This is a genomic window from Coriobacteriaceae bacterium (assembly GCA_025993015.1).
Lineage (GTDB): Bacteria > Actinomycetota > Coriobacteriia > Coriobacteriales > Coriobacteriaceae > Collinsella.
This window is the reverse complement of record DAJPFV010000001.1, coordinates 695,014-716,362: the sequence shown is the minus strand read 5'-3', so window position 1 is coordinate 716,362 and position 21,349 is coordinate 695,014. Positions and strand designations below refer to the sequence as shown.

Below are 21,349 nucleotides of genomic sequence, written 5' to 3'. Positions count from 1 at the left end.
CTCAACACCATTGTGCTTTGAGACGTTAAAGCGCCTACTACAATGGTTGTCGATAGTACGATTCGATTTAACGACAGGATGGATGGTCCAAGCGTGAGTCTCGGCAGCAAACTATCCAATGCAAAGGTGTCCTTTGCGATATTTAAGCGCGACATTAAGCGACTGCTTGTGAACCCCGTCGCCCTGGTGGTTACCCTAGGCGTGTGCGTTATTCCCTCGCTGTATGCCTGGTATAACATCGTGGCAAACTGGGATCCGTATGGAAACACCCAAGGCATCAAGATTGCTATCGCCAACAACGATCGAGGCACCCAAAACGACTTGGTGGGTGAGCTCAACGCTGGCGACAAAGTGGTCGACCAGCTCAAGGAGAATCATCAGTTGGGCTGGACGTTCGTCGACTCGACGGCCGATGCCAAGGAGGGCGTCGAGAGCGGCGAGTACTATGCCGCTATCGTGATTCCCAAGAACTTCTCGGATAACCTGGTTTCGATGCTCGACGGCAACTACCATCAGCCCAAGCTCACGTACTACGTCAATGAGAAGAAGAGCGCCATTGCGCCCAAGGTTACCGATACCGGTGCAAACACCATCGAGGAGCAGATCAACTCGGAATTTGTCTCTACGGTAGGCAAGACTGTTGCCGGTATCGCCAAGGATGCCGGTGTCGATTTAAAGGACAAGGCAACCCAGACTCAGGACTCGCTGGCAAGTTCGGTGTCCGAGGCGTCCGACACCTTGGGCGAGGTGCGCGATTCGATTGGCGATATGAATGCCGCCATCGATAAGACGAGCGGCGCTATCGCCTCGGCTGATGCGGCACTTGCCGGCTTGCAAGGCCAGGCACCGTCGCTGACGCAGGCGATCTCCCAGGGCAACGACCTGCTGAGCGAAGCTCGCACCACGGCGGGCAACTCCATCACCTCGCTCTCCAAGGCGCTCTCGGAAGGCAGCCTTGCGCTCACCAAGACGTCGGCCTCTGCGAACGCTGCCATCGGCAAGCTGACGGGCGCGGTCACATCTACGACCACCCGTATCGACAACTCGCTCGAGTCTCTTCAAGCGACGATCGACCACAATAAGGCCGTTATCGGGCACTTGGAGATTCTCGCCAATGACACGTCGACAGGTTCCGAGGAAATTGACGCGCGCATTGTATCGACCATCGATTTGCTTCGAGAGCAGAATGAAAAGCTTCAGAGCATCAAGGACGGTCTGTCCGCGCAGTCGAGCGCCATGGCGAATGACGCAGCGGCTGTTTCGGGTGCCAGTGACGCTATCAATAACGCAATTCATACCGGTGCGACCAACCTTGGCCAAGCCCAGACGGACTTGGGCCAAAACGCGCTGCCGAAGGCCTCGAGCGCGCTCGACTCTTTTGCTGCCGTTTCGGGCGACCTGACCGGTATCGTCTCGGGTATGACACCTACACTTGCAAATGCGCGCGGCACGTTGGCGCAGCTTAGCGCTACGCTCGGCCAGGCCAAGACCACGCTGTCCCAGACCGATTCCTCGCTTGCCAAGGTCCAGGACAAGCTTGCAACCGCCGCCAATGACATCGCGGCGCTGCAGACCTCCGAGTCCATGGGCGAGCTGGCCGATCTGATGGGCGTCGATGTCAATGACGTGGCAGATTTCATGGCATCTCCGGTTGAGCTCGCGTCCAAGTCGATCTATCCGGTTAAGAGCTTCGGCTCGGGCATTGCCCCGTTCTATACCAACCTGGCGCTTTGGGTGGGCGGCTACGTGCTTATCGCCATCTACAAGCTCGAGGTCGATCGCGAAGGCATCGGCAGCTTTACCGCGCGTCAGGGCTACTTTGGCCGCTGGTTGCTCCTGGTGATCCTGGGCGCGTTGCAGGCCATCATCGTTACGGTAGGCGATCTGGTGATTGGCGTGCAGTGCGTCAGCCCGCTGCTGTTCGTGCTGGGCGGCATCGCCATTTCGTTCACCTACGTCAATATCATCTATGCGCTGTCCACCACGTTTAAGCATATCGGCAAGGCTATCGGCGTCATTCTCGTCATCGTGCAGATCCCGGGTTCGTCGGGCATGTACCCCATCGAGATGATGCCCGGCTTCTTCCAGTGGCTGCACCCGCTGCTGCCCTTTACCTACGGCATCAATCTGCTGCGCGAGACGGTCGGCGGCATGTATTCGTTCAACTACCTGTTCAACCTGTGCATTCTGGGCGTGTTCTTGATCGTGGCGCTCTTTATCGGCCTGCAGCTGCGTCCGCTGCTGCTCAACCTTAACCTGCTCTTTGATAAGCAGCTTTCCACGACGGGCCTCATGATCTGCGAGTCCAACGACCTGCCGCGCCAGCGCTATTCGCTGCGCACGGCCATGCGCGTCATGCTCGATTCCGATTCGTACCGTCGCGAGCTGCTCGATCATGCCGTGGCGTTTGAGCATCGCTACCCGTACTACATCAAGGGCGGTTTTGCTGCCGTGGTAGGCGTGCAGGTCCTGCTCTTTGTGCTCTCGACGGTGCTCGATATCGACAATAACGGCAAGATTATCCTGCTCGTTATCTGGATCATTTCGGTTATCGCCATCTGTGGCTGGCTCATCAACATCGAGTACATCCGTGCGAGCCTCAATACCCAGATGCGTATCTCGGCGCTTTCGGACGAGGACCTTCGCCGCGAGATGCGCGAGCACACGGCTGCCATCCCTGCTGCCCGTCGCATGTTTGGTCTCAACGCCAGCGAGCGGGGCACCAAGGACAGCGAACAGCCCACGAGCCGTCTGCCGCATATCGGTGCGCATCGTAAGGCTCAAGATGTCGACGACGTTGACAACGTAAGCGGAAACGACGGGGACACCACCCCGCTTGGCAAGCACTCTAAAGGAGGTGAGGCATAAATGAAAAACATCCTGCACCTGTTTAAGCGCGATGTCCAAAACGTGTCCCGCTCCGTGATCGGCTTGGTTGTTGTGATGGGCCTGATCATCGTGCCGTGCCTGTACGCGTGGTTTAACATCGCCGGAAGCTGGGATCCCTACGGCAATACCGGCAACCTTAAAATTGCAGTGGTCAACACTGACGAGGGCTACGAGAGCGATCTGATTCCCGTCGAGGTCAACGTGGGCGAAAACGTAACCGCCACCCTGCGCGGCAACGAGAACTTCGACTGGGTCGTCCTCAACGACCGCGATAAGGCGATTGAGGGCGTTAAGTCGGGCGCATACTATGCGGCCGTTGTTATCCCTAAAAGTTTTAGCGCAGACATGATGACGCTCTTCTCGACCGACGTGAAGCACGCCGATATCGAGTTCTATGAGAACCAGAAGGCCAACGCCATCGCACAGATCGTGACCGAGAAGGGCTCGAGCGCCGTCCAGAGCCAGGTCAACGAGACCTTTACCAAGACCATTACGACTATCGGCCTTAAGACCGTGTCCAGCCTGCTCGACTATATGAGCACCGACCAGGTGAGCAACTTTATCGCCAATCTGTCCTCTACACTGGGCGATTCGGTCGAGGACCTGCAGGACGTTCAGGCGAGCGCGACGTCACTCGCGGGCATTTTGAGCTCTACGTCCGATTCGTTGACATCGGCGGGTGGCATGCTCAAGCAGACGGGCACCGTTGATGAGTCGACGAAGCAGCTGATGGAGCACGCCAAGAACGGAATCAATGATTCCAAGGAAGCGCTCAAGGCCGCCAGCGATGCCGTTGACGCGGCGATTGACGGAAGCGCGGGCTCGTTCGACAACGTGTCCGCCGAGCTTGCGAAGGCATTCGATGCCGCGAATCAGCATGTTGACCTTACGGTGTCTCAGCTCAACGAAGCCGCAGCGGCGCTCAATACGCGTGCTGACGATATCGATGCGATGGCCGATCGGCTCCGCAACCTTGCCGACCAGGTGAGTGATGACAAGCTCAAAGACGGCCTCAAGTCCGCTGCGACGTCGCTGGGCAGAATTGCCGCGGAGTACCGTAACAATGCGAAGGACCTGACGGCGACCGCAAAGTCCCTTTCGGGCAGCATGGCGGAGGTCAACAATTCGCGTGCCGAGGTCGACCAGGCCATCGCCGATGCCAAGGCGGGTATCTCGGGTGCCAAGTCCGACTACGATTCTACGTTCTCGGTTAAGGCCAAGGAGCTCAAGAAGACCATTTCGGGCGTTCTGGATTCCCTGAACGGTATCTCGGGTGACTTGGATAGCGCCGTGAGCGGTCTGACCGACGCCTCTGGTTCGCTCGCGAAGGGTCTCTCCAAGGCTGCAAAGCTGGTCAACAAGGCTTCCAATCAGCTGGGCGAGGCGTCGGACAAGATCAGTGCCTTTAAGGACGAGCTTGATAGCGCTCTGATCTCGGGTGACCTGGCCATGATTAAGACAATGATTGGCAGCGACCCCGAGGGCCTCGCCGTGTCGCTTTCCGGCCCCGTTGCGCTCGATCGCAAGCCGGTCTATCCGATCCGCAACTACGGCTCGGCTATGGCGCCGTTCTACACGATTCTGTCGCTATGGGTCGGCTCGATCGTACTGGCGGCCATGATGAAGGTTTCGGTTGACGATGAGCTTATCAACGAGCTCATCCCCGTGCGCCTGCACGAGATCTACCTGGGTCGCTACCTGTTCTTTGGCGGTCTGGCTCTGCTGCAGGCAACGCTCGTGTGCGCGGGCGACATTCTGTTCTTTGGCATCCAGTGCGACAATCCCCTGCAGTTTGTGCTGGCGGGCTGGGTCGCGAGTCTAGTGTTCTCCAATATCGTCTACACGCTTACGGTATCGTTTGGAGATATCGGCAAGGCCCTCGCCGTCGTGCTGCTGGTCATGCAGGTCGGCGGTTCGGGCGGTACGTTCCCCATCGAGATGACCGGCCCCGTGTTCCAGGCGATCTACCCGTTCCTGCCGTTTACTCACGGCATCAACGCCATGCACGCCGCCATGGCCGGTGCCTACCATATGGAGTACTGGATTGAGCTGGGTATCTTGGCGAGCTACCTGATTCCGTCGCTGGCCCTGGGCGTCGTCTTCCGCCGTCCGGTTATCAAAGCTAACGACTGGATCATCGAAAAGCTGGAGAGTACTAAATTAATCTAGCGCAACAATGTAAACGCTGATGCTGCGGCAATGTCAGCGAGCGAGCCGCATTTGCGCCAAGGTGACGTGAAATGAAAGGGCGCTGACCTTCTGGTCGCGCCCTTGAAATTGAACGTCAGATTGGTGTGAATGCGGCTCGCGCAGCGTCGGCCGGTCCGCCGTTCGGTAGAACGGCGGAACAAAACGCTTTAGTGGGCTGGATTGCACGGGTTGCTTGGTTGTTGCTACAGTAGCGGGGCGTGCCGGGGGTCCGGCGCGTCCCGTTTTTATTTGACCATGAGGCGGCACGCAGCCTTACGCGTGCGGACACCACGCCCAGTTTGAGTGTGAGGATGTTCCATGGCCCAATACGCTGCCAACGAAATCGAAAACTTGCCCGATAGCCCTGTTGCTCGCGAGGACCTAGGCGCGGGCGGCACCTCCCGCGGCGCCGGCGCTCGCTCGCCGCTGTTCTGGAAAGTTCTGCTGCTTTCGGTGGCGATTATCTGGGGCTACTCCTTTACCACTATGAAGGATGCGCTCGACACCATTCCGGTGTTCGAGCTGCTCTATGTACGCTTTCTGCCCGCAGCGTTGGTCATGTTTGCCGTCTTCCACAAGCGCATCATTGCACATTTCAACGCTCGCAACCTGATCGTTGGCCTGAGTATGGGCGTGCTCATGTGGGCGGCCTATGCGTTGCAGACGGTCGGTCTGGCACATACTACGGCGGGCAAGAATGCTTTTTTGACGGGCACGTACTGCATCCTTGTGCCGTTCGCGAGCTATTTTCTGAGCGGCGAAAAACTCACCCGCTATAACCTGGGCGCGGCACTGCTGTGCTTGGCGGGCATTGGTTTGGTGGCGCTCGATAGCGTTGAATTCAACATCGGTGACGTCATTACGCTGGCGGGTGCGGTCTTTTTCGCCATCCAGATGGCGGTGACTGCCAAGTACGGTCGCAAAATGGACATCAACGTCATCACGTTTTGGATGTTTGTGGGCAACGGCGTGCTGAGCCTGGCAACGTCGCTGCTATTCGAGACCCAAGCGCCTCTGTCCGTGTGGACGCCGAGCTTTATCACTGCGATGGCGTTTCTCTCGGTGGGCTGCACATGCGTGGCTCTGCTCATCCAAAACGTCGGCCTGGCGCATGTCCCGGCCTCGACGGGCTCGCTGCTCCTTTCGATGGAGTCGCCTTCGGGTGTGCTGTTCTCGGTGCTGCTGATGGGGGAGGCGCTCACCTCGCGCCTGCTCGCCGGCTTCGCGCTCATCTTCCTGTCGATTATCTTGAGCGAGACTCACTTCGATTTTTTGCGTCGAAAGCCGCGCCCGCAATTGTAAACAACTTGTTGCGCCGCCCTCCCGGGGCGGCATTTTTTATGCCTCGCCCTTAAAGTAGTACCTTGCACTTTATGCTATCAAAGTGCTTGCTGCAAAAACGATACTGGAGGGCATCTATGGCACCAGCTTTGTCCGATCTTCAACCGCAATCAGCGCCCAAGGCCACCGCAGCGGCGCAGACCGCTATCGGTGACGGTCTTGTTGCAGAAGCTCAGGCTTTTGCAGACGAGCTCGCTGCGTGGCGACACGATCTACACCAGATGCCCGAGCTGGGTAATAGCCTCCCACAGACCTCTGCGTATATCCAAGCGCGCCTGACCGAGATGGACATCCCGTTTGCCACGCTCGTCGATGGTTCCTGCGTTGTGGGCCTTGTCGGCGCCGGTGCCGCCGCGGCCCAGGGTAATGGCGTCTGCACGAATGAGCAGGCCGGTACGGTCATCATGCTCCGTGGCGACATGGACGCCCTGCCCGTTGCCGAGGAATCCGGCGAGCCCTTTGCATCCACCAACGGCTGCATGCACGCTTGCGGTCACGATATGCACGCGACGGCGCTGCTTGGTGCGGCTCGTATGCTCAAAGCGCGCGAGGCAGAGCTTGTTGATGCCAACGCCACGGTTAAGTTGCTGTTCCAGCCGGGCGAGGAAACCTTTGAGGGTGCCCGCGCCGCCATCGCCGACGGTCTGCTGCAGAACCCGCGTCCTCAGGTCGCCTTTGCCATGCATGTCAATAGCCAGTCGCCGCTTGGTTTGGTGCTCTACGGCAGCCCGGCGCTCTCGGGCGTGTACGGTTTTCGCATCACGCTTCAAGGCAAGGGCGGCCATGGCTCGAGCCCCGAGATTTGCATCGACCCCATCACGGCCGGCGTGCATGTGCATCTGGCACTTCAGGAGCTCATCTCCCGCGAGGTGCCGGCGGCCAAGGAAGTCGCACTTACCGTTGGTAAGTTTGCCGGCGGCTTGGCGGCCAACGTCATCCCCGACACCTGCGTGCTTGAGGGAACGCTGCGCGGCTTTGATGTTGAGCTCATGGAGCACCTCAAGACCCGCATCGCGGAGGTCGTTAACGGCGTTGCCGCAACATATCGTACGCCGGCGACCATCGAGACGCTTTCGGATGTTCCGCCGCTTGTACTCGACAGCGATATGACTCAGGCGTCGCTTGGCTACGTGGGCGCAGTGCTGCCCAAGGTGGCTTTCTTGCCGCTTTTCCATGCCATGGCGAGTGAGGACTTTGCGCTTATCTCGAGCGAGATTCCGAGTGCGTACTTTACCGTGGGCGCGGCCGTAACCGACACGGACGAACACTTTGCCCAGCACCATCCCAAGGCACGTTTTAACGATGCCGAGCTTCCTCTCGGCGCCGCGGCCTATACCGCCGTCGCTTTGGGCTATATCGCCGACCACCGGTAGCACCCAACCTTGCCTTTCAAGCCTGCGGGCATGGCCGTAAGGCCTATGCCCTTGTCTTTCAAGGCAATCTTGGGCACTACCGGCGCCCGGCGCCGGCTATTCGTTTGTTAAATAAGGAGCAGTATGTCCCAGCAGCGTAAGTTCTTCCCCGGCTGGCTCGTTGTGACCTCCGGCTTCGTGATCATGGCCACGTGCTACACGATTTTCGTCAACTGCATGAGCCTGTTCCAGCCGCTGATCGTCAGCGACCTGGGCATTTCCCTTGCGCAGTACAACATCTCCAATGCCATCTCCACCGTGGTGAGTGTCGTGGGTTCGCTCGTTATCGGCCATGTTGCCGATAAGGTGAGTGGCCGCGTATTGGGCTCGCTTACCGTTATCGCCACCTCGACGGTGCTCGCGGGCATGAGCTTTGTGGGTGAGCTTTGGCAGGTCTATGTGCTCTTTGCCGTCTCGGGCTCCTTTGCGAGCACCTGGATCGTGTGCCTGGCGTGCTCCGTGGTCATGCTCGTGTTCCTGCTGGCATCCGAGCCCATCGCCGCCAAGCTGCGCGCGAGCGTGGCGGGGGAGTAGGTAGGCCAAAGCGCATCGCCGCTTGTCCGCTTCGTCCGCGGCGGCGCGTCTGGCCGAACGAGTCCCCATACCCTCGTTCGGTCAGGCGCGCCGCCGCGTTGCTGCTTTGTGCCGTATAATGTCCACTACCTATGACGCGATACAAAAGAAAGGTGTTTGCCCATGCAGGCACAGAAGGCGGAGGGAACCCGCGACCTTATCGGCGCCGAGATGCGCGCCTGGCAAAAGATGCAGCAGATTGCGGCCGGCGTGTTCGAGCCGTTTGGTTTTAAACCCATCGAGACGCCCGCGATCGAGCAGGTTGACGTGTTTGTCCACGGTATCGGCCAGTCGACCGACGTCGTGCGCAAGGAAATGTTCCGCGTGTTCAGCGGTGCCAACCTGGAGCGCGTCTTTACCGAGGGCACCGACACCAAACTCAAGCCCAAGCAGCGCCTGGCACTTCGCCCCGAGGGCACGGCCGGCGTGGTGCGCGCCGTCGTCGAGAACAATCTGGTGCCCCAGGGCTCCACGCCGTTTAAGGCTTACTACGCCGAGGCCATGTTCCGCGGCGAGCGTCCCCAGAAGGGCCGCCTGCGCCAGTTCCACCAGGTGGGCATCGAGTGGCTCGGCGCTCCCGATCCGGCGGCAGACGCCGAGTGCATCATCATGCTCATGGAGTTCTACAAGCGCCTGGGCTTCGATCTTTCCAAGCTTCGTCTGCTCATCAACTCGATGGGTGACGCCCAGTGCCGTCCGGCTTACCGCGAGCAGGTCAAGCAGTTCATCCTCGATCACGCAGACGAGATGTGTGACGAGTGCCGCGAGCGCGCCGAGCTCAACCCGCTGCGTGCCTTCGACTGCAAGAACGACCACTGCCGCGAGATCATGGCCGAGGCTCCGCTGATGGGTGACAACCTGTGCGATGAGTGCCGCGAGCACTACGAGCAGGTCAAGCGCTATCTGGATGCCGCCGGTATCGAGTATGTCGAGGATCCCACCTTGGTGCGCGGCCTGGACTACTACACCCGTACTGTCTTTGAGGTCGAGGCCCCTGGCGCCGGCGTCGGCTCCATCGGCGGCGGCGGCCGCTACGATGGCCTGGTCGAGCTCGAGGGTGGCAAGCCCACGGCGGGCGTCGGCTTTGCTGTCGGTTTTGAGCGCGCCCTGCTGGCCCTGCAGGCCTTTGGCAGCGATTTGGGTGCCGATGAGGCCCCGTGCGTCTATGTCGCCAACGCCGGCAAGGAGCTGCGTCAGAACGTCTTTGCCATTACGCAGGAGCTTCGCGCCGCAGGTATCGTGACCGAGGCCGACTATCAGGGTCGTTCGCTCAAGGCCCAGTTTAAGCAAGCCGATAAGGTAGGCGCCAAGCTCATCTTGGTCCTGGGTGGCGACGAGCTTGCCGCCGGCAAGGTCAAAGTGCGCGACATGCAGAGCCATGACGAGGTGCTCGCCGATCTGGACAACGTCGTCGAGGCGGTTCGCGAGCGCCTGTAGCGCATCTTTTTGAGCTTCGGGCCTGCTAACGTGCCCTGCTCATGGAGAGCGATTGTTACGGGGGTGTTTCGCTTTTATGCGGAATGCCCCCGTTTACGTATGCCGCCCACCGAGAAATACGACCATTTAGGGCAAAAACCTTTGCAATGCAGAAAATACTTTTGTGTGGTAAAGCGCAATCAGTGTCGAAAGTATTTCTCAAGCGCCTATAATGAATACCGCATGTTACGTGCATAGAAGGAGGAATGGGAGGAAACGTGGCTGAGAACCTAAGCAACCAGTCTGTACCCGAAGCCGCGGCGCGCGTCGCTGCCGTGGTCAACCGCCTCGTTAACCGAATCGGCTCGAATGCCGAGTCCAGGGAGCGTCTCGCCGAGATCGAGATCCCCGAGGAGCTGCGCGACAATCTGGCGCTGTTCTTGCGCCTGGAGCGCCGTGTGCTTAGCGAGTATGATCCCGAGATCGCGGACCTGTTCGACAAGATTTTGACAGCCGAGATTGTGGTCAATGCCGGCAACCCCGGTACCTGCGCTGCCGACGAAGCCGTCGACGAGCAGGGCGTGCCCACCGCCGACGAGCCCACTGCCGTGGCATTTCGTGAGGTCGTCGATTTGATCGACAGCCTGCCGCTCGATAAGCAGCAGGTCATCGTTCGCGCCTTTACGAGCTTTTTCCATCTGGCAAACCTGTCGGAGGAGAACTACCGTGTGGCGCAGCTGCGCGAGCGCGAGGCCGGTGCGTCGACCGATACCGAGGTCGATCCTGCCAACGAGCTTACCGTTGCCTATCACCAGCTGGTGAATGAGCTGGGTGTCGAGGGTGCCAACGAGCTGCTCGACAAGCTCGAGTTCCACCCTGTCTTTACCGCACATCCCACCGAGGCCCGTCGTAAGGCCGTCGAGGGCAAGATCCGCCGTATCTCCAACCTGCTGGAGGAGCGTCCGCGTCTGGGCGGCTCCGACCTGGTGGAGAACGAGCGCCATATGCTGCAGGAGATCGACGCCCTGGTGCGTACGAGTCCCATCGCGCTCAAGAAGCCCACGCCGGTCGAGGAAGCCGATACCATCATCGACATCTTCGATAACACGCTGTTCGACGTTATCCCCGTTATCTATCGTCGTTTTGACGATTGGGTGCTGGGCGACAAGGCCGGTACTGTGCCGCCGCTGTGCCCGGCGTTCTTCCATCCCGGCAGCTGGATCGGTTCCGACCGCGACGGTAACCCCAACGTCACCGCCAAGGTGAGCCGTGAGGTCGCCGCCAAGTACTTTACGCACATGGTGCTCAAGCTCGAGGACAAGTGCCGCCACATCGGCCGCAACCTCACGCTCGAGGCTACCTACAGCAAGCCGTCGGCCGAGCTCATTAACCTGTGGAACCATCAGGTCGAGATGAGCCCTCGTTACACGGCCCGCGCCGAGCTGATCTCCGAGCACGAGCCGCATCGCGCCGTCATGCTCGTCATGGCCGACCGCCTGAACGCCACCGTCCGTCGTATCACCGACACCATGTACCACAGCGCCGATGAGTTCCTGGAGGACCTGCGCGTCGTCCAGCGCTCGCTGGCCGCCTGCGGTGCCGTCCGTGCTGCCTACGGCCCGGTCCAGACCATCATCTGGCAGGTCGAGTCCTTCGGCTTCCATATGGTCGAGATGGAGTTCCGTCAGCACTCCGTGGTGCATGCCCGCGCCCTTAAGGATATCCACGAGAACGGTATCCATGGCGACCTGCAGCCCATGACGCGCGAGGTCATCGATACCTTCCGCGCTATCGGCTCCATCCAAAAGCGCTACGGCAAGAAGATGGCGCACCGCTACATCATCTCGTTTACCAAGAGCGCTCAGCATGTGGCCGACGTCTTTGAGCTGGCGCACCTGTCCTTTGCACACGAGGAGGATGTCCCCGAGCTCGACGTGATCCCGTTGTTCGAGCAGCTCGAGGACCTCGAGGGCTGCGTCGACGTGCTCGATCAGATGCTTACGCTGCCCGTGGTGCAAAAGCGCCTTGCCCAGACCAACCGCCGCATGGAGGTCATGCTGGGCTATTCCGACTCTTCCAAGGATGCCGGTCCTACCACGGCCATGCTCGCGCTGCACTCCGCGCAGGAGCGCATCGCCAAGTGGGCAGAGAAGAACGATATCGACCTGGTGCTCATGCACGGTCGCGGCGGTGCCGTGGGCCGTGGCGGCGGCCCGGCCAACAAGGCCGTGCTGGCGCAGCCCAAGGGTTCGGTCAACTGCTTCTTTAAGCTCACCGAGCAGGGCGAGGTCATCTTTGCCCGTTACGGCAACCGCACGCTGGCTCAGCGCCATGTTGAGTCCGTTGCCGCCGCAACGCTTTTGCAGTCGGCCCCGAGTGTCGAGAAGACCAACACCGAGACCACGCAGAAGTTCTGGGATATGGCCGAGAAGCTCAACGCCGCAAGCCACGAGCGCTATCTGGACCTGCTGAACACCGAGGACTTTACACCGTGGTTCTCGACCGTGACGCCGTTGACCGAGGTCGGTCTGCTGCCGATCGGCTCGCGTCCCGCCAAGCGCGGCCTGGGCGCCAAGTCGCTCGACGACCTGCGTACCATTCCGTGGATCTTCAGCTGGAGCCAGGCACGCATTAACCTGGCCGCTTGGTACGGCCTGGGCACCGCCTGCGAGCAGTTGGGCGACCTTGACCAGCTTAAGGCTGCCTACCAGGAGTGGCCGTTCTTCCGCACCTTTATCGATAACATCGAGATGTCGATCGCCAAGACCGACCAGCGCATCGCCAAGATGTATCTGCACCTGGGCGATCGCCAGGATCTGTCCGAGAAGGTCTTCACCGAGATGCAGCTCACGCGTAAGTGGGTCCTTGCCATCGTCGGTGACGAGTGGCCGCTGCAGCGCCGCCGCGTGCTCGGCTGCGCCGTTCGCGTGCGTAACCCCTACGTCGACGCCCTGTCCATCGCTCAGGTCCGCGCCCTTCGCGAGGTGCGTATGAACCAGGACGAGATGGCCGAGGAGAAGAAGGCCGAGTACATGAGCCTGATTCTTTCGACTGTGACCGGCGTCTCGGCAGGACTGCAGAACACGGGGTAATCGATAGCCCTGTGGCTCTCACCGGGACCCGATGGGTTTCCCTCTGAATGCGTCCTCGCACTTGAAGCCCCCTTATCCTGCTCCTTCGGAGCTGCGGATAAGGGGGCTTCGTGCTGCGGTATGCATTCAGAGGGAAACCCATCGGGTCCCTTCGTCCTCGGTCTTCTGGGATTAAAGCTGAGGAGAAGAATGGTGCGCTTCGCGCATAGCGTGGAGTGCGGCGAGGGCTTCTTGCGTCCTGCGGAGTTTGCCTAAAAGTAAACCTATGGCGGGCCCTGCGATGTCTGGTCTTCGGCGGATTAGCCGTTGGCTGAGGGTGGTGCTTGGGGCGACGTGCAAAAAACGGAGTTTTCAGCAGCCAAAGATTGATGTATAAGGCGATAGCCGATTTTCGCTGCCTTTGTTGATGCCTCTGCGCGCCAATTGGAGGCTAACGATGTTCAAATATGGATGGCTTATCGCAGTACGTCGTCCTGACGGGATGAGTCGTGAGGGCTTTCTGCCTTTTAAAAGACTCTTGGCCCCATAATCTGATTTCGTGATGCTGAATACTCGCAAAAATGCACGCTCCGGAGGGCACTACCCTGTTGCAGCTAGAAATCCATGCGCCATTTTATGCAATTAATTAACGCATATATGCAAAATGGCTTACGCGCGTACGTCTCGGGGTAGATGTTTGCCTCGGCGCTGCGTAAGTCATCCTGTCTATAGTGTCTTTGGCAGACGGCCGCGGTCCCGTTTGGGATCGCGGCCGTTTTGTTGTGGGTCAAATATGAACGTTGTGTTAATGAGTCGGTGGACGGTGGTGTTTTTCGGTGAGCGGCGTATCCTTCCAACGGTTTATCTAGTGTGTCAGTTGAAAGGAAGAGGGCGCTCGTCATTGTTTGAATGTGAACTGCCGTTTGACCACAAGACGTTGCATCTGGAGCTCGAGGATAAGAACTTCGCGGGTGTGATGGAAGGTCATCAAAACGAGTTTAAGACTACGAAATCGCAGGAAGAGCTGGTAGAGGAGTCGCTTGCCAACCCTTATGGCTCGCCTTCGCTCGAGGAGCTTTGTGCTGGCAAGAAGGATATTGTCATTATTAGCTCCGATCATACGCGTCCCGTTCCCTCGCGTGTGACGATGCCTATTCTGCTGCATCACATCCATTCCGCTGCGCCCGAGGCTCGAGTTCGTATTTTGGTTGCTACGGGTATGCACCGTCCGTCGACGCATGAGGAGCTCGTCAACAAGTATGGCGAGGAGATCGTTGCCAACGAGGAAATCGTTATGCACGTCGCGACTGACGACAGCATGATGAAAAAGATCGGCACCTTGCCTTCTGGTGGCGAGTGCATCATCAACAAGATTGCGGCCGATTGCGATCTGCTGCTTGCCGAGGGCTTTATTGAGCCGCACTTCTTTGCCGGTTTCTCTGGCAGCCGTAAGTCCGTGCTGCCCGGTATCGCCAGCTACAAGACCATCATGTACAACCACAACGGCCAGTTTGTGAACGATTCCCATTCGCGTGCCGGCAACCTGTGCCACAACCACGTGAGCGAGGATATGTTTGCCGCTGCCGAGATGGCTCACCTTGCCTTTGTGCTCAACGTGGTGCTCAACGGTAAGCACGAGGTCATTGGCTCCTTCGCCGGCGACATCCACAAGGCACACGAGGCTGGCTGCGAGTTTGTGAAGAGCCTTGCCGGTGTTGAGCCCGTTGAGTGCGAGATTGCCATCACCACCAACGGCGGCTACCCGCTCGACCAGAACATCTACCAGGCCGTGAAGGGCATGTGCGCTGCCGAGGCTACGCTTCCCGAGGGCGGTGTGATCATCGATGTCGCCGGTTGTGCCGACGGTCACGGTGGCGAGGGCTTCTATCACAACATCGCCGACAACGACCCGGCGGAGTTCGAGCGCGCCTGCATCGACCGTCCTAAGGACGAGACCCTGCCCGACCAGTGGACGAGCCAGATCTTTGCCCGCATCCTGGCGCATCACCCTGTGATCATGGTCACCGACCTGTGCGATCACCAGATGCTCAAGGATATGCACATGACGCCGGTCAACACTATCGAGGAGGCGCTCAAGCTCGCCTTTGAGATGAAGGGTGCCGATGCCAAGGTCGCCGTCATTCCCGATGGCCTGGGCGTTGTCGTCGCGCAGCACTAGCGCGTGGCCTAAACGAATCGTTTATAACCGACAAGAAAGATAAGGTTTTATGCTTACCAAACTCCTCTACGAATTCGGCGCAACGGCCCTCATGATCATCTTTGGCGTGGGCGTGCACTGCGATACCGTGCTCAAGGGCACCAAGTATCAGGGCTCTGGCCACATGTTTGCCATCACCACTTGGTCTTTTGGCATCTCGGTCTGCCTGTTTGTCTTTGGCGGTGCCGTGTGCATGAACCCGGCTATGGTGCTCGCCCAGTGCATCGTCGGTCTGGTGCCGTGGAGCAGCTGCATCCCCTTCATGGTTGCCGATATGCTCGGCGGCTTTGTGGGCGCCGTAATCGCGTGGTTGATGTATGCCGATGAGTTCAAGGCTTCCGATGGTGTCGTCGACCCCATTGCCCAGCGCAACATCTTCTCGACCAACCCCACCACCGAGGGTACGAACTACGCCCGTAACTTCTTCTGCGAGGCTATCTGCACCTTTGTGTTCATCAGCGCCATCCTTGCTGCCGCTAACCGCGCCGGCGAGAACGTTCTGATGCTTGCCATCTGCGTCGGTCTGATCGTTTGGGCTGTTGGCATGGGCATGGGCGGCATCACCGGCTTCGCCATGAACCAGGCTCGTGACCTTGGTCCTCGCATGGCCTATCAGGTGCTGCCGATCAAGAACAAGGCTGACAACAACTGGAAGTACGGCCTGCTCGTTCCTGGCATCGCTCCGTTTATCGGTGCCGCTCTGGCCGCGCTGTTTGTGCACGGTTTCTTGGGCATGTTCTAGTCCAAAACAATTGATATAACGCCCGGGTCCGGCATAGGTTAACTTTCCGCCGCGTCCTCGGACATGCAAGAAGCTCCCGCTGCGCACTTCGTGCGGCGGGAGCTTCTTGCGTCCTGCGGAGTGCGGCGGAAAGTTAACCTATGCCGGACCCTGCGGGAATCCAGTTGCGTTCGAACAAGCAACCAACATATATATCTGAATTTGGATGTGGTGGGCACTTTGTTGTTAGGCGCTTTGAGGTGCGAGTGACACTTTGGGATGCGTGGCGGCCTGGGTTGGGGCGATGCTTTGGGATGAGTTTCTTACTTAGTTGAAGAGGGGTTTTATGGCTGATAGGTAGTCTTTGGCTACGTCCTCTTTTGGGGCTTGGAAGTTGTGCCAGGCCCACCATTGGACCATTCCTACGAAGCTTGAGGCTATGTGGTGTAGCAGGAAGCTTCGGTCCATGGTGGCGGCGGGACCGTTTGGGTCGGTAGGGACGGTTTCGGCTGCTCGTGACATGATGGTCTTGCGTAGGCAGTCGGCGAAGACGCGTGAGCCGGCGCCGGCTACGAGGGCTCGTACGCCTTGACGGCGTTCCCAGAGGTTGTTGAGGATATGCTCGACTTGTACGAGCGGATCATCGAGTGGTGTGCCATCGTCGTCGAGGGCGTGGGTACAGATGTCGCTCACGAGCTCGGACAGTAGGTAGTCTTTGCTCTTGAAGAGGCCGTAGAACGTGGCCCGACCCACATGGGCGCGAGCGATGATGTCGCCGACGGTGATCTTGCCGTAGTCCTCCTCGCGAAGGAGCTCGGAAAATGCTGCGACGATGGCGGCGCGGCTTTTGGTTTTGCGGGCATCCATGGCTATGCATCCACGTGAACAAGCAGGCAACGGAGCGTGCCGGAGCAGCCCTCGTAGGGGCGCTTGCCGGCGCCGTAGCCGACGGCTTCGATGCGGTAGCGGGCTGGCAGGTGCTCGGACGTGCGCAGTGCGGCGACGATGGCGGCGCCCGTGGGCGTCACGAGCTCGCCGGCGACCGGCGCGGGCGTGAGGGCGATATTGCCTGCTTGGCATAGGTTGACAACGGCGGGGACGGGAATGGGCATGAGACCGTGGGCGCAGCGGATGGTTCCGTGGCCCTCGGAGAGCGACTCGACAACGATGTCCTCAATGCCCAGGTCATCGAGGCAGATGGCGACAGAGCAGACGTCGACGATGGAGTCGACGGCGCCCACTTCATGAAACAGGACGGTGTCGGGCGTTTTGCCGTGAGCCTTTGCCTCGGCAGCGGCGAGTACGGAAAAAATGGTGAGGGCGCGACGCTTGGCGCCATCGCTTAGCTGCGAGCCGTCGATGATGGCGGTGACGTCCGCCAAAGAACGGTGGTGATGGTGGTGGGCGTGATGATGGTCCTCGTGGCCATGACCGTGGGCCTCATGGTCATGATCGTGGCAGTGCTCGTGTTCGTGCTCGCCATGGTCATGATGGTGGTGCTCATGCTCGTGCGTGTGTTCGGTGGTTGCTTCGTTGCCGTAGAGCCAGGCCATATCGTGATCGTGGTTCTCGAGCTCCTCTGCAAGTTGGACGTCGAAATCGCAGGCGTCGATGCCATGCTTGTTTGCACGCGTAACGGCAATCTCAAAGCCGTCGACCGGCAGCGTGGCGAGCTGTTCGCGCAGGTGCTCCTCGCTGGCGCCCAGGTCGAGCAGGGCCGCGACGGTCATGTCGCCGCTGATGCCCGAGGTGCCGTCGATGATAAGCGTGTGCTGATGGTTGGACATGGAATGCTCCTTAACGGGCGCGGGGTGTGCCGGCGCTCAGATGATTGATAAGACTTGCCTGGTAGGCGGCACCAAAGCCGTTGTCGATATTGACGACCGAAACGCCGCTGGCGCAGGAGTTGAGCATGGCGAGCAGCGCGGCTACGCCACCAAAGCTCGCGCCGTAACCCACGCTGGTGGGAACGGCGATGACCGGACAGCTCACCAGGCCGCCGACAACGCTCGCCAGTGCGCCCTCCATGCCGGCGATGGCGATGACCACCTGCGCCCGGGCAAGTTCCTCGGCATGCGCGAGCAGACGGTGCAGGCCGGCGACACCCACGTCGTAGAGGCGGTCGACCTCGTTGCCATAGAACTCGGCCGTCAACGCGGCCTCCTCGGCGACGGGTAAGTCGCTCGTACCGGCGCAGGCGACGACGATGCGTCCATTGCCGGTAGGGGAGGGCTTGCCTCCTACGAGGGCGAGCTGTGCGTCCGGGACATATCCCAGGTCGATGCCGTTGTCGAGGAGTTCCGAGGTGCGGGCTGCCTTTTCGGCGTCCAGGCGCGTGACCAGGATGCGCTCCTGGCCGGCATCGTGCAGCGCTTCGATAATGGCGGCAATCTGCTCGGCGGTTTTACCGGCGCCGTAGACAACCTCGCCGGCTCCCTGGCGCACTCCGCGCGAAAGATCGAGCTGCGCAAAACCCAGATCGGCGGTTGGCGCCGTCTGGATGCGCGTGAGGGCGACTGCCGGGGCGACTGCTCCGTCGGCAACATCGCTCAGCAGCTGCTCAAGATCTCGCTTATCCATATATGTTCCCTTCGACGGCGCAAAGTCTAGCACTCAAAGGGTATGTTTCCGAACACTAAGACAAAATTGTTCGGAAACTATAGGACAGACTGATTCAATTGTTAGACGGATCGGCTAGTCACGCAGGATGATGTCCATGGCGAGCATCAGGTTGCGCTCGTCGATGGCAAACGGGGCGGCTTCGCGCGTCTTAGGCTTGGCGCAAAACGCGATGCCCGTGCCCGCGGCCTGGATCATGGGGATGTCGTTTGCCCCGTCGCCAATAGCGACCGTGTGGGCCATGTCGACGCCGCACTCAACTGCCCAGTCCAGCAGCTGGATGAGCTTGGACTCCTTGGTCACAATGTCGGCAGCCAACTTACCGGTGAGCTTGCCGTCCACGACCTCCAGGCGGTTGGCCAGGCAAAAATCGATGCCCGCGGCGGCCGCGATTTTGTCGGCGACCTCGTGGAAGCCGCCGCTCACCACGCCGACCTTCCAGCCCTTGCTGTGTGCCGAGCGCACAAGCTCCAGCGCGCCGGGGGTAAACGTCACGCGCTCAAAGGTGCGCTCGAACACGCTGTCGTCCAAGCCGGCGAGCAGCCCCACGCGCTCCACGAGCGCTTGCTTAAAGTCCAGCTCGCCGCGCATGGCGCGTTCGGTGATCTGTGCCACCTGTTCGCCTACGCCGGCCTCTTCGCCCAACAGGTCGATGACCTCCTGGTTGATGAGCGTGGAGTCGATATCCATAACGATGAGGCGTGCAGTCATGACGGGCCTTTCCAAGTGCTGTTTTATTGGGGCATATTGTCGCACGTGACGAGCGCGGGCGGGTGCCACGGTGCGGCAATTGTTTCGTCTCCGTCAAGTCTTTGGGCAGGAGCTACTTTTCCGCGGCACATCGACACAGGTGCGATAAGATAGAACGCCATGTCTGGCTGCGCGGTTTACGCAGGCTGGGCAAATCTGTACGACGCCGCCCGGAACGACACGGGGCGGCACAGATCCATAAAGGAGGATCACTGGTATGAGCCAGACCCGTCCCATCGACGAGCATTCCATGCACACCCGTACCTGCGGCGAGCTTCGCCGCGAGAACGTGGGCGAAGAGGTCACCCTCACCGGTTGGGTGAGCCGTCGCCGCGACCACGGCGGCCTTATTTTCTGCGACCTTCGCGACCGCGAGGGCATCACGCAGCTCACCTTCGACCCCGAGCACTCCGACGGCGATGCTTTTAAGATCGCCGAGACCATGCGTCCCGAGTGGCCCATCAAGATTCACGGCGTCGTGCGCTCCCGTGGCGAGGAGACCACCAACGCCAAGCTCGCGACCGGCGAGATCGAGGTCCTGACCGACCACGCCGAGGTGCTCAACACGTCCGTCACCCCGCCGTTCCAGATCGAGGACGGCATCGAGACCAGCGAGGACACCCGTCTGCGCTATCGCTATCTGGACCTCCGTCGTCCCGAGATGATGGCCAACCTCAAGCTGCGCTCCGACTTTACCTTTGCCATTCGCGAGGCGCTGCACAACCGTGAGTTCATGGAGGTCGAGACGCCCTCCCTGTTTAAGTCCACGCCCGAGGGCGCTCGTGACTTCATCGTTCCCAGCCGTATCCAGCCGGGTAACTTCTACGCCCTGCCGCAGTCCCCGCAGCTCCTGAAGCAGCTGCTCATGGTCGGTGGCGTTGAGCGCTACTACCAGGTTGCCAAGTGCTTCCGCGACGAGGATCTGCGCGCCGACCGTCAGCCCGAGTTCACTCAGGTCGATATCGAGATGTCCTTCGTGGACCAGAATGACGTCATGAGCGCACTCGAAGAGGTCCTGTCCGATGCCTTCGGCCGCATGGGTGTCGAGATGCCCACGCCGCTGCGTCGCATGGACTACTGGGAGGCCATGGACACCTATGGCTCCGACAAGCCCGATACCCGCTATGGCATGCATCTGGTCGACCTGACCGACATCTTTGCCAACTCCAAGTTCAAGGTCTTTGCGACTGCCGCAAACGAGGAGGGTTCTGTCGTCAAGGCCATTAACGCCAAGGGCGCCGGTGCCTGGGCACGTGCCAAGATCGATAAGCTCGCCGGCGTGGCCTCCACGTTTGGCGCCAAGGGCCTGGCCTGGATCGCCTTCCGCGAGGACGGCTCCATCAACAGCCCCATCGTCAAGTTCTTCTCGGACGAGGAGATGGCCGCTCTGCGCGAGCGTATGGACGTCGAGCCCGGCGACCTTGTGATGTTCGCCGCCGGCCCGCGCCTGCTCTCCGACGAGATTCTGGGCGGCATGCGTTCGCACATGGCCAATGCGCTTGAGGTCAAGCGCGAGGGTCACGACTTCCTGTGGGTCGTCAACTTCCCGCTGTTCCATTGGGACGAGGATCGCAAGGCCTATGCTGCCGAGCATCAGCCCTTCACGCTGCCGACCGAGACCGACATCGCCAAGATCGAGGCCGACCCGCTGGCGGCCGGTTCCTGCACCTACGACTTTGTCATGGACGGCTTTGAGGCCGGCGGCGGCGGTATGCGTATCCACAACGCCGAGATGCAGATGTCCATGCTCAAACTCCTGGGCTTCACCGAGGAGCGAGCCGAGTCGCAGTTCGGCTTCCTCATGGAGGCGCTCAAGTTTGGTGCACCCCCGATGGGTGGTTTTGCTCTGGGCCTGGACCGCGTGTGCATGCTGCTCACCGGTTCCGACTCCATCCGCGACGTCATGGCGTTCCCCAAGACGGCCAGCGGCTCCGACCTCATGTCGGGTGCTCCGAGTGCCGTTTCCGGCGCCCAGCTCAAGGACGTCAGCCTGCGCTTGATGTAGGCGAGCGGCTACATATTGCTTGCAACGAGGGAAGGACGTGTGCCTTTCCTCGTTTTTTATGCGCCGAGATTGTGAGGGCTTGGGATGACCGGGCGTCGCGGAAACTGCGACCCAGAATCCAGCCAAATAACGGGTCGCACTTTC

General features: G+C 60.1%; 14 protein-coding genes. 10 read left to right on the top strand and 4 right to left on the bottom strand.

Translation table 11 applies throughout. The annotated features are described in order from the left end of the window. Nucleotides 1-126: 126 nt before the first annotated feature. The 9 genes from OIL77_03075 to OIL77_03035 all read left to right on the top strand — a co-directional run bounded on the left by OIL77_03075 (nt 127) and on the right by OIL77_03035 (nt 15,852). Nucleotides 127-2,868: a YhgE/Pip domain-containing protein gene (locus tag OIL77_03075; GenBank protein ID HJI44406.1), complete on the top strand. Its 2,742-nt coding sequence runs from the start codon at nt 127-129 to the stop codon at nt 2,866-2,868. Continuing rightward, the gene (locus OIL77_03070) at nt 2,869-5,058 is read left to right on the top strand and encodes a YhgE/Pip domain-containing protein (GenBank protein HJI44405.1); all 2,190 of its coding nucleotides are present in this window, start codon (nt 2,869-2,871) and stop codon (nt 5,056-5,058) included. 339 nt (nt 5,059-5,397) lie between these two features. Next, the gene (locus tag OIL77_03065) at nt 5,398-6,381 is read left to right on the top strand and encodes a DMT family transporter (GenBank protein HJI44404.1); all 984 of its coding nucleotides are present in this window, start codon (nt 5,398-5,400) and stop codon (nt 6,379-6,381) included. 128 nt (nt 6,382-6,509) lie between these two features. Beyond that, complete coding sequence (locus OIL77_03060; GenBank protein HJI44403.1) at nt 6,510-7,793, top strand: M20 family metallopeptidase; 1,284 nt, start codon at nt 6,510-6,512, stop codon at nt 7,791-7,793. Between the two features lie 123 nt (nt 7,794-7,916). After that, nucleotides 7,917-8,366: a hypothetical protein gene (locus OIL77_03055; GenBank protein HJI44402.1), complete on the top strand. Its 450-nt coding sequence runs from the start codon at nt 7,917-7,919 to the stop codon at nt 8,364-8,366. A 162-nt stretch (nt 8,367-8,528) separates the two neighbouring features. Further along, nucleotides 8,529-9,842, top strand: coding sequence for a histidine--tRNA ligase (hisS, locus tag OIL77_03050; protein ID HJI44401.1), 1,314 nt, complete (start codon nt 8,529-8,531; stop codon nt 9,840-9,842). 338 nt (nt 9,843-10,180) lie between these two features. Beyond that, a complete protein-coding gene (locus tag OIL77_03045) occupies nt 10,181-12,913 on the top strand; it encodes a phosphoenolpyruvate carboxylase (GenBank protein HJI44400.1) in 2,733 nt (910 codons plus the stop codon). Nucleotides 12,914-13,793: 880 nt separating this feature from the next. Then, nucleotides 13,794-15,071 carry a nickel-dependent lactate racemase gene (gene larA / locus OIL77_03040; GenBank protein ID HJI44399.1) on the top strand — a complete coding sequence of 426 codons (1,278 nt, stop codon included), beginning with the start codon at nt 13,794-13,796 and terminating at the stop codon, nt 15,069-15,071. A gap of 49 nt (nt 15,072-15,120) precedes the next feature. Next, nucleotides 15,121-15,852, top strand: a complete 732-nt coding sequence (locus OIL77_03035; GenBank protein ID HJI44398.1) for an aquaporin family protein — start codon at nt 15,121-15,123, stop codon at nt 15,850-15,852. A gap of 306 nt (nt 15,853-16,158) precedes the next feature. Here OIL77_03035 and OIL77_03030 read toward each other — a convergent pair whose 3' ends face one another. The 4 genes from OIL77_03030 to serB form a co-directional block, all read right to left on the bottom strand. Further along, complete coding sequence (locus tag OIL77_03030) at nt 16,159-16,698, bottom strand: TetR/AcrR family transcriptional regulator (GenBank protein HJI44397.1); 540 nt, start codon at nt 16,696-16,698, stop codon at nt 16,159-16,161. Nucleotides 16,699-16,700: 2 nt separating this feature from the next. Further along, nucleotides 16,701-17,618, bottom strand: coding sequence for a LarC family nickel insertion protein (locus OIL77_03025; GenBank protein ID HJI44396.1), 918 nt, complete (start codon nt 17,616-17,618; stop codon nt 16,701-16,703). Between the two features lie 10 nt (nt 17,619-17,628). Further along, entirely contained in the window at nt 17,629-18,411 is a 783-nt protein-coding gene (larB, locus tag OIL77_03020; protein ID HJI44395.1) for a nickel pincer cofactor biosynthesis protein LarB, read from the bottom strand. Nucleotides 18,412-18,525: 114 nt separating this feature from the next. Further along, nucleotides 18,526-19,161, bottom strand: a complete 636-nt coding sequence (serB, locus tag OIL77_03015) for a phosphoserine phosphatase SerB (protein ID HJI44394.1) — start codon at nt 19,159-19,161, stop codon at nt 18,526-18,528. A 256-nt stretch (nt 19,162-19,417) separates the two neighbouring features. On the opposite strand from serB, the gene aspS reads away from it, so the two are divergent. Next, a complete protein-coding gene (aspS, locus tag OIL77_03010; GenBank protein HJI44393.1) occupies nt 19,418-21,205 on the top strand; it encodes an aspartate--tRNA ligase in 1,788 nt (595 codons plus the stop codon). The last annotated feature ends 144 nt before the right edge of the window (nt 21,206-21,349 follow it).

Coding starts and splice junctions, on each gene's coding strand:
- OIL77_03025 (HJI44396.1), bottom strand. CDS start 17,618: ATGTCCAACCATCAGCACACGCTTATCATCGACGGCACCTCGGGCATC.
- larB (HJI44395.1), bottom strand. CDS start 18,411: ATGGATAAGCGAGATCTTGAGCAGCTGCTGAGCGATGTTGCCGACGGA.
- OIL77_03065 (HJI44404.1), top strand. CDS start 5,398: ATGGCCCAATACGCTGCCAACGAAATCGAAAACTTGCCCGATAGCCCT.
- hisS (HJI44401.1), top strand. CDS start 8,529: ATGCAGGCACAGAAGGCGGAGGGAACCCGCGACCTTATCGGCGCCGAG.
- aspS (HJI44393.1), top strand. CDS start 19,418: ATGAGCCAGACCCGTCCCATCGACGAGCATTCCATGCACACCCGTACC.
- serB (HJI44394.1), bottom strand. CDS start 19,161: ATGACTGCACGCCTCATCGTTATGGATATCGACTCCACGCTCATCAAC.
- OIL77_03055 (HJI44402.1), top strand. CDS start 7,917: ATGTCCCAGCAGCGTAAGTTCTTCCCCGGCTGGCTCGTTGTGACCTCC.
- OIL77_03030 (HJI44397.1), bottom strand. CDS start 16,698: ATGGATGCCCGCAAAACCAAAAGCCGCGCCGCCATCGTCGCAGCATTT.
- OIL77_03035 (HJI44398.1), top strand. CDS start 15,121: ATGCTTACCAAACTCCTCTACGAATTCGGCGCAACGGCCCTCATGATC.
- OIL77_03070 (HJI44405.1), top strand. CDS start 2,869: ATGAAAAACATCCTGCACCTGTTTAAGCGCGATGTCCAAAACGTGTCC.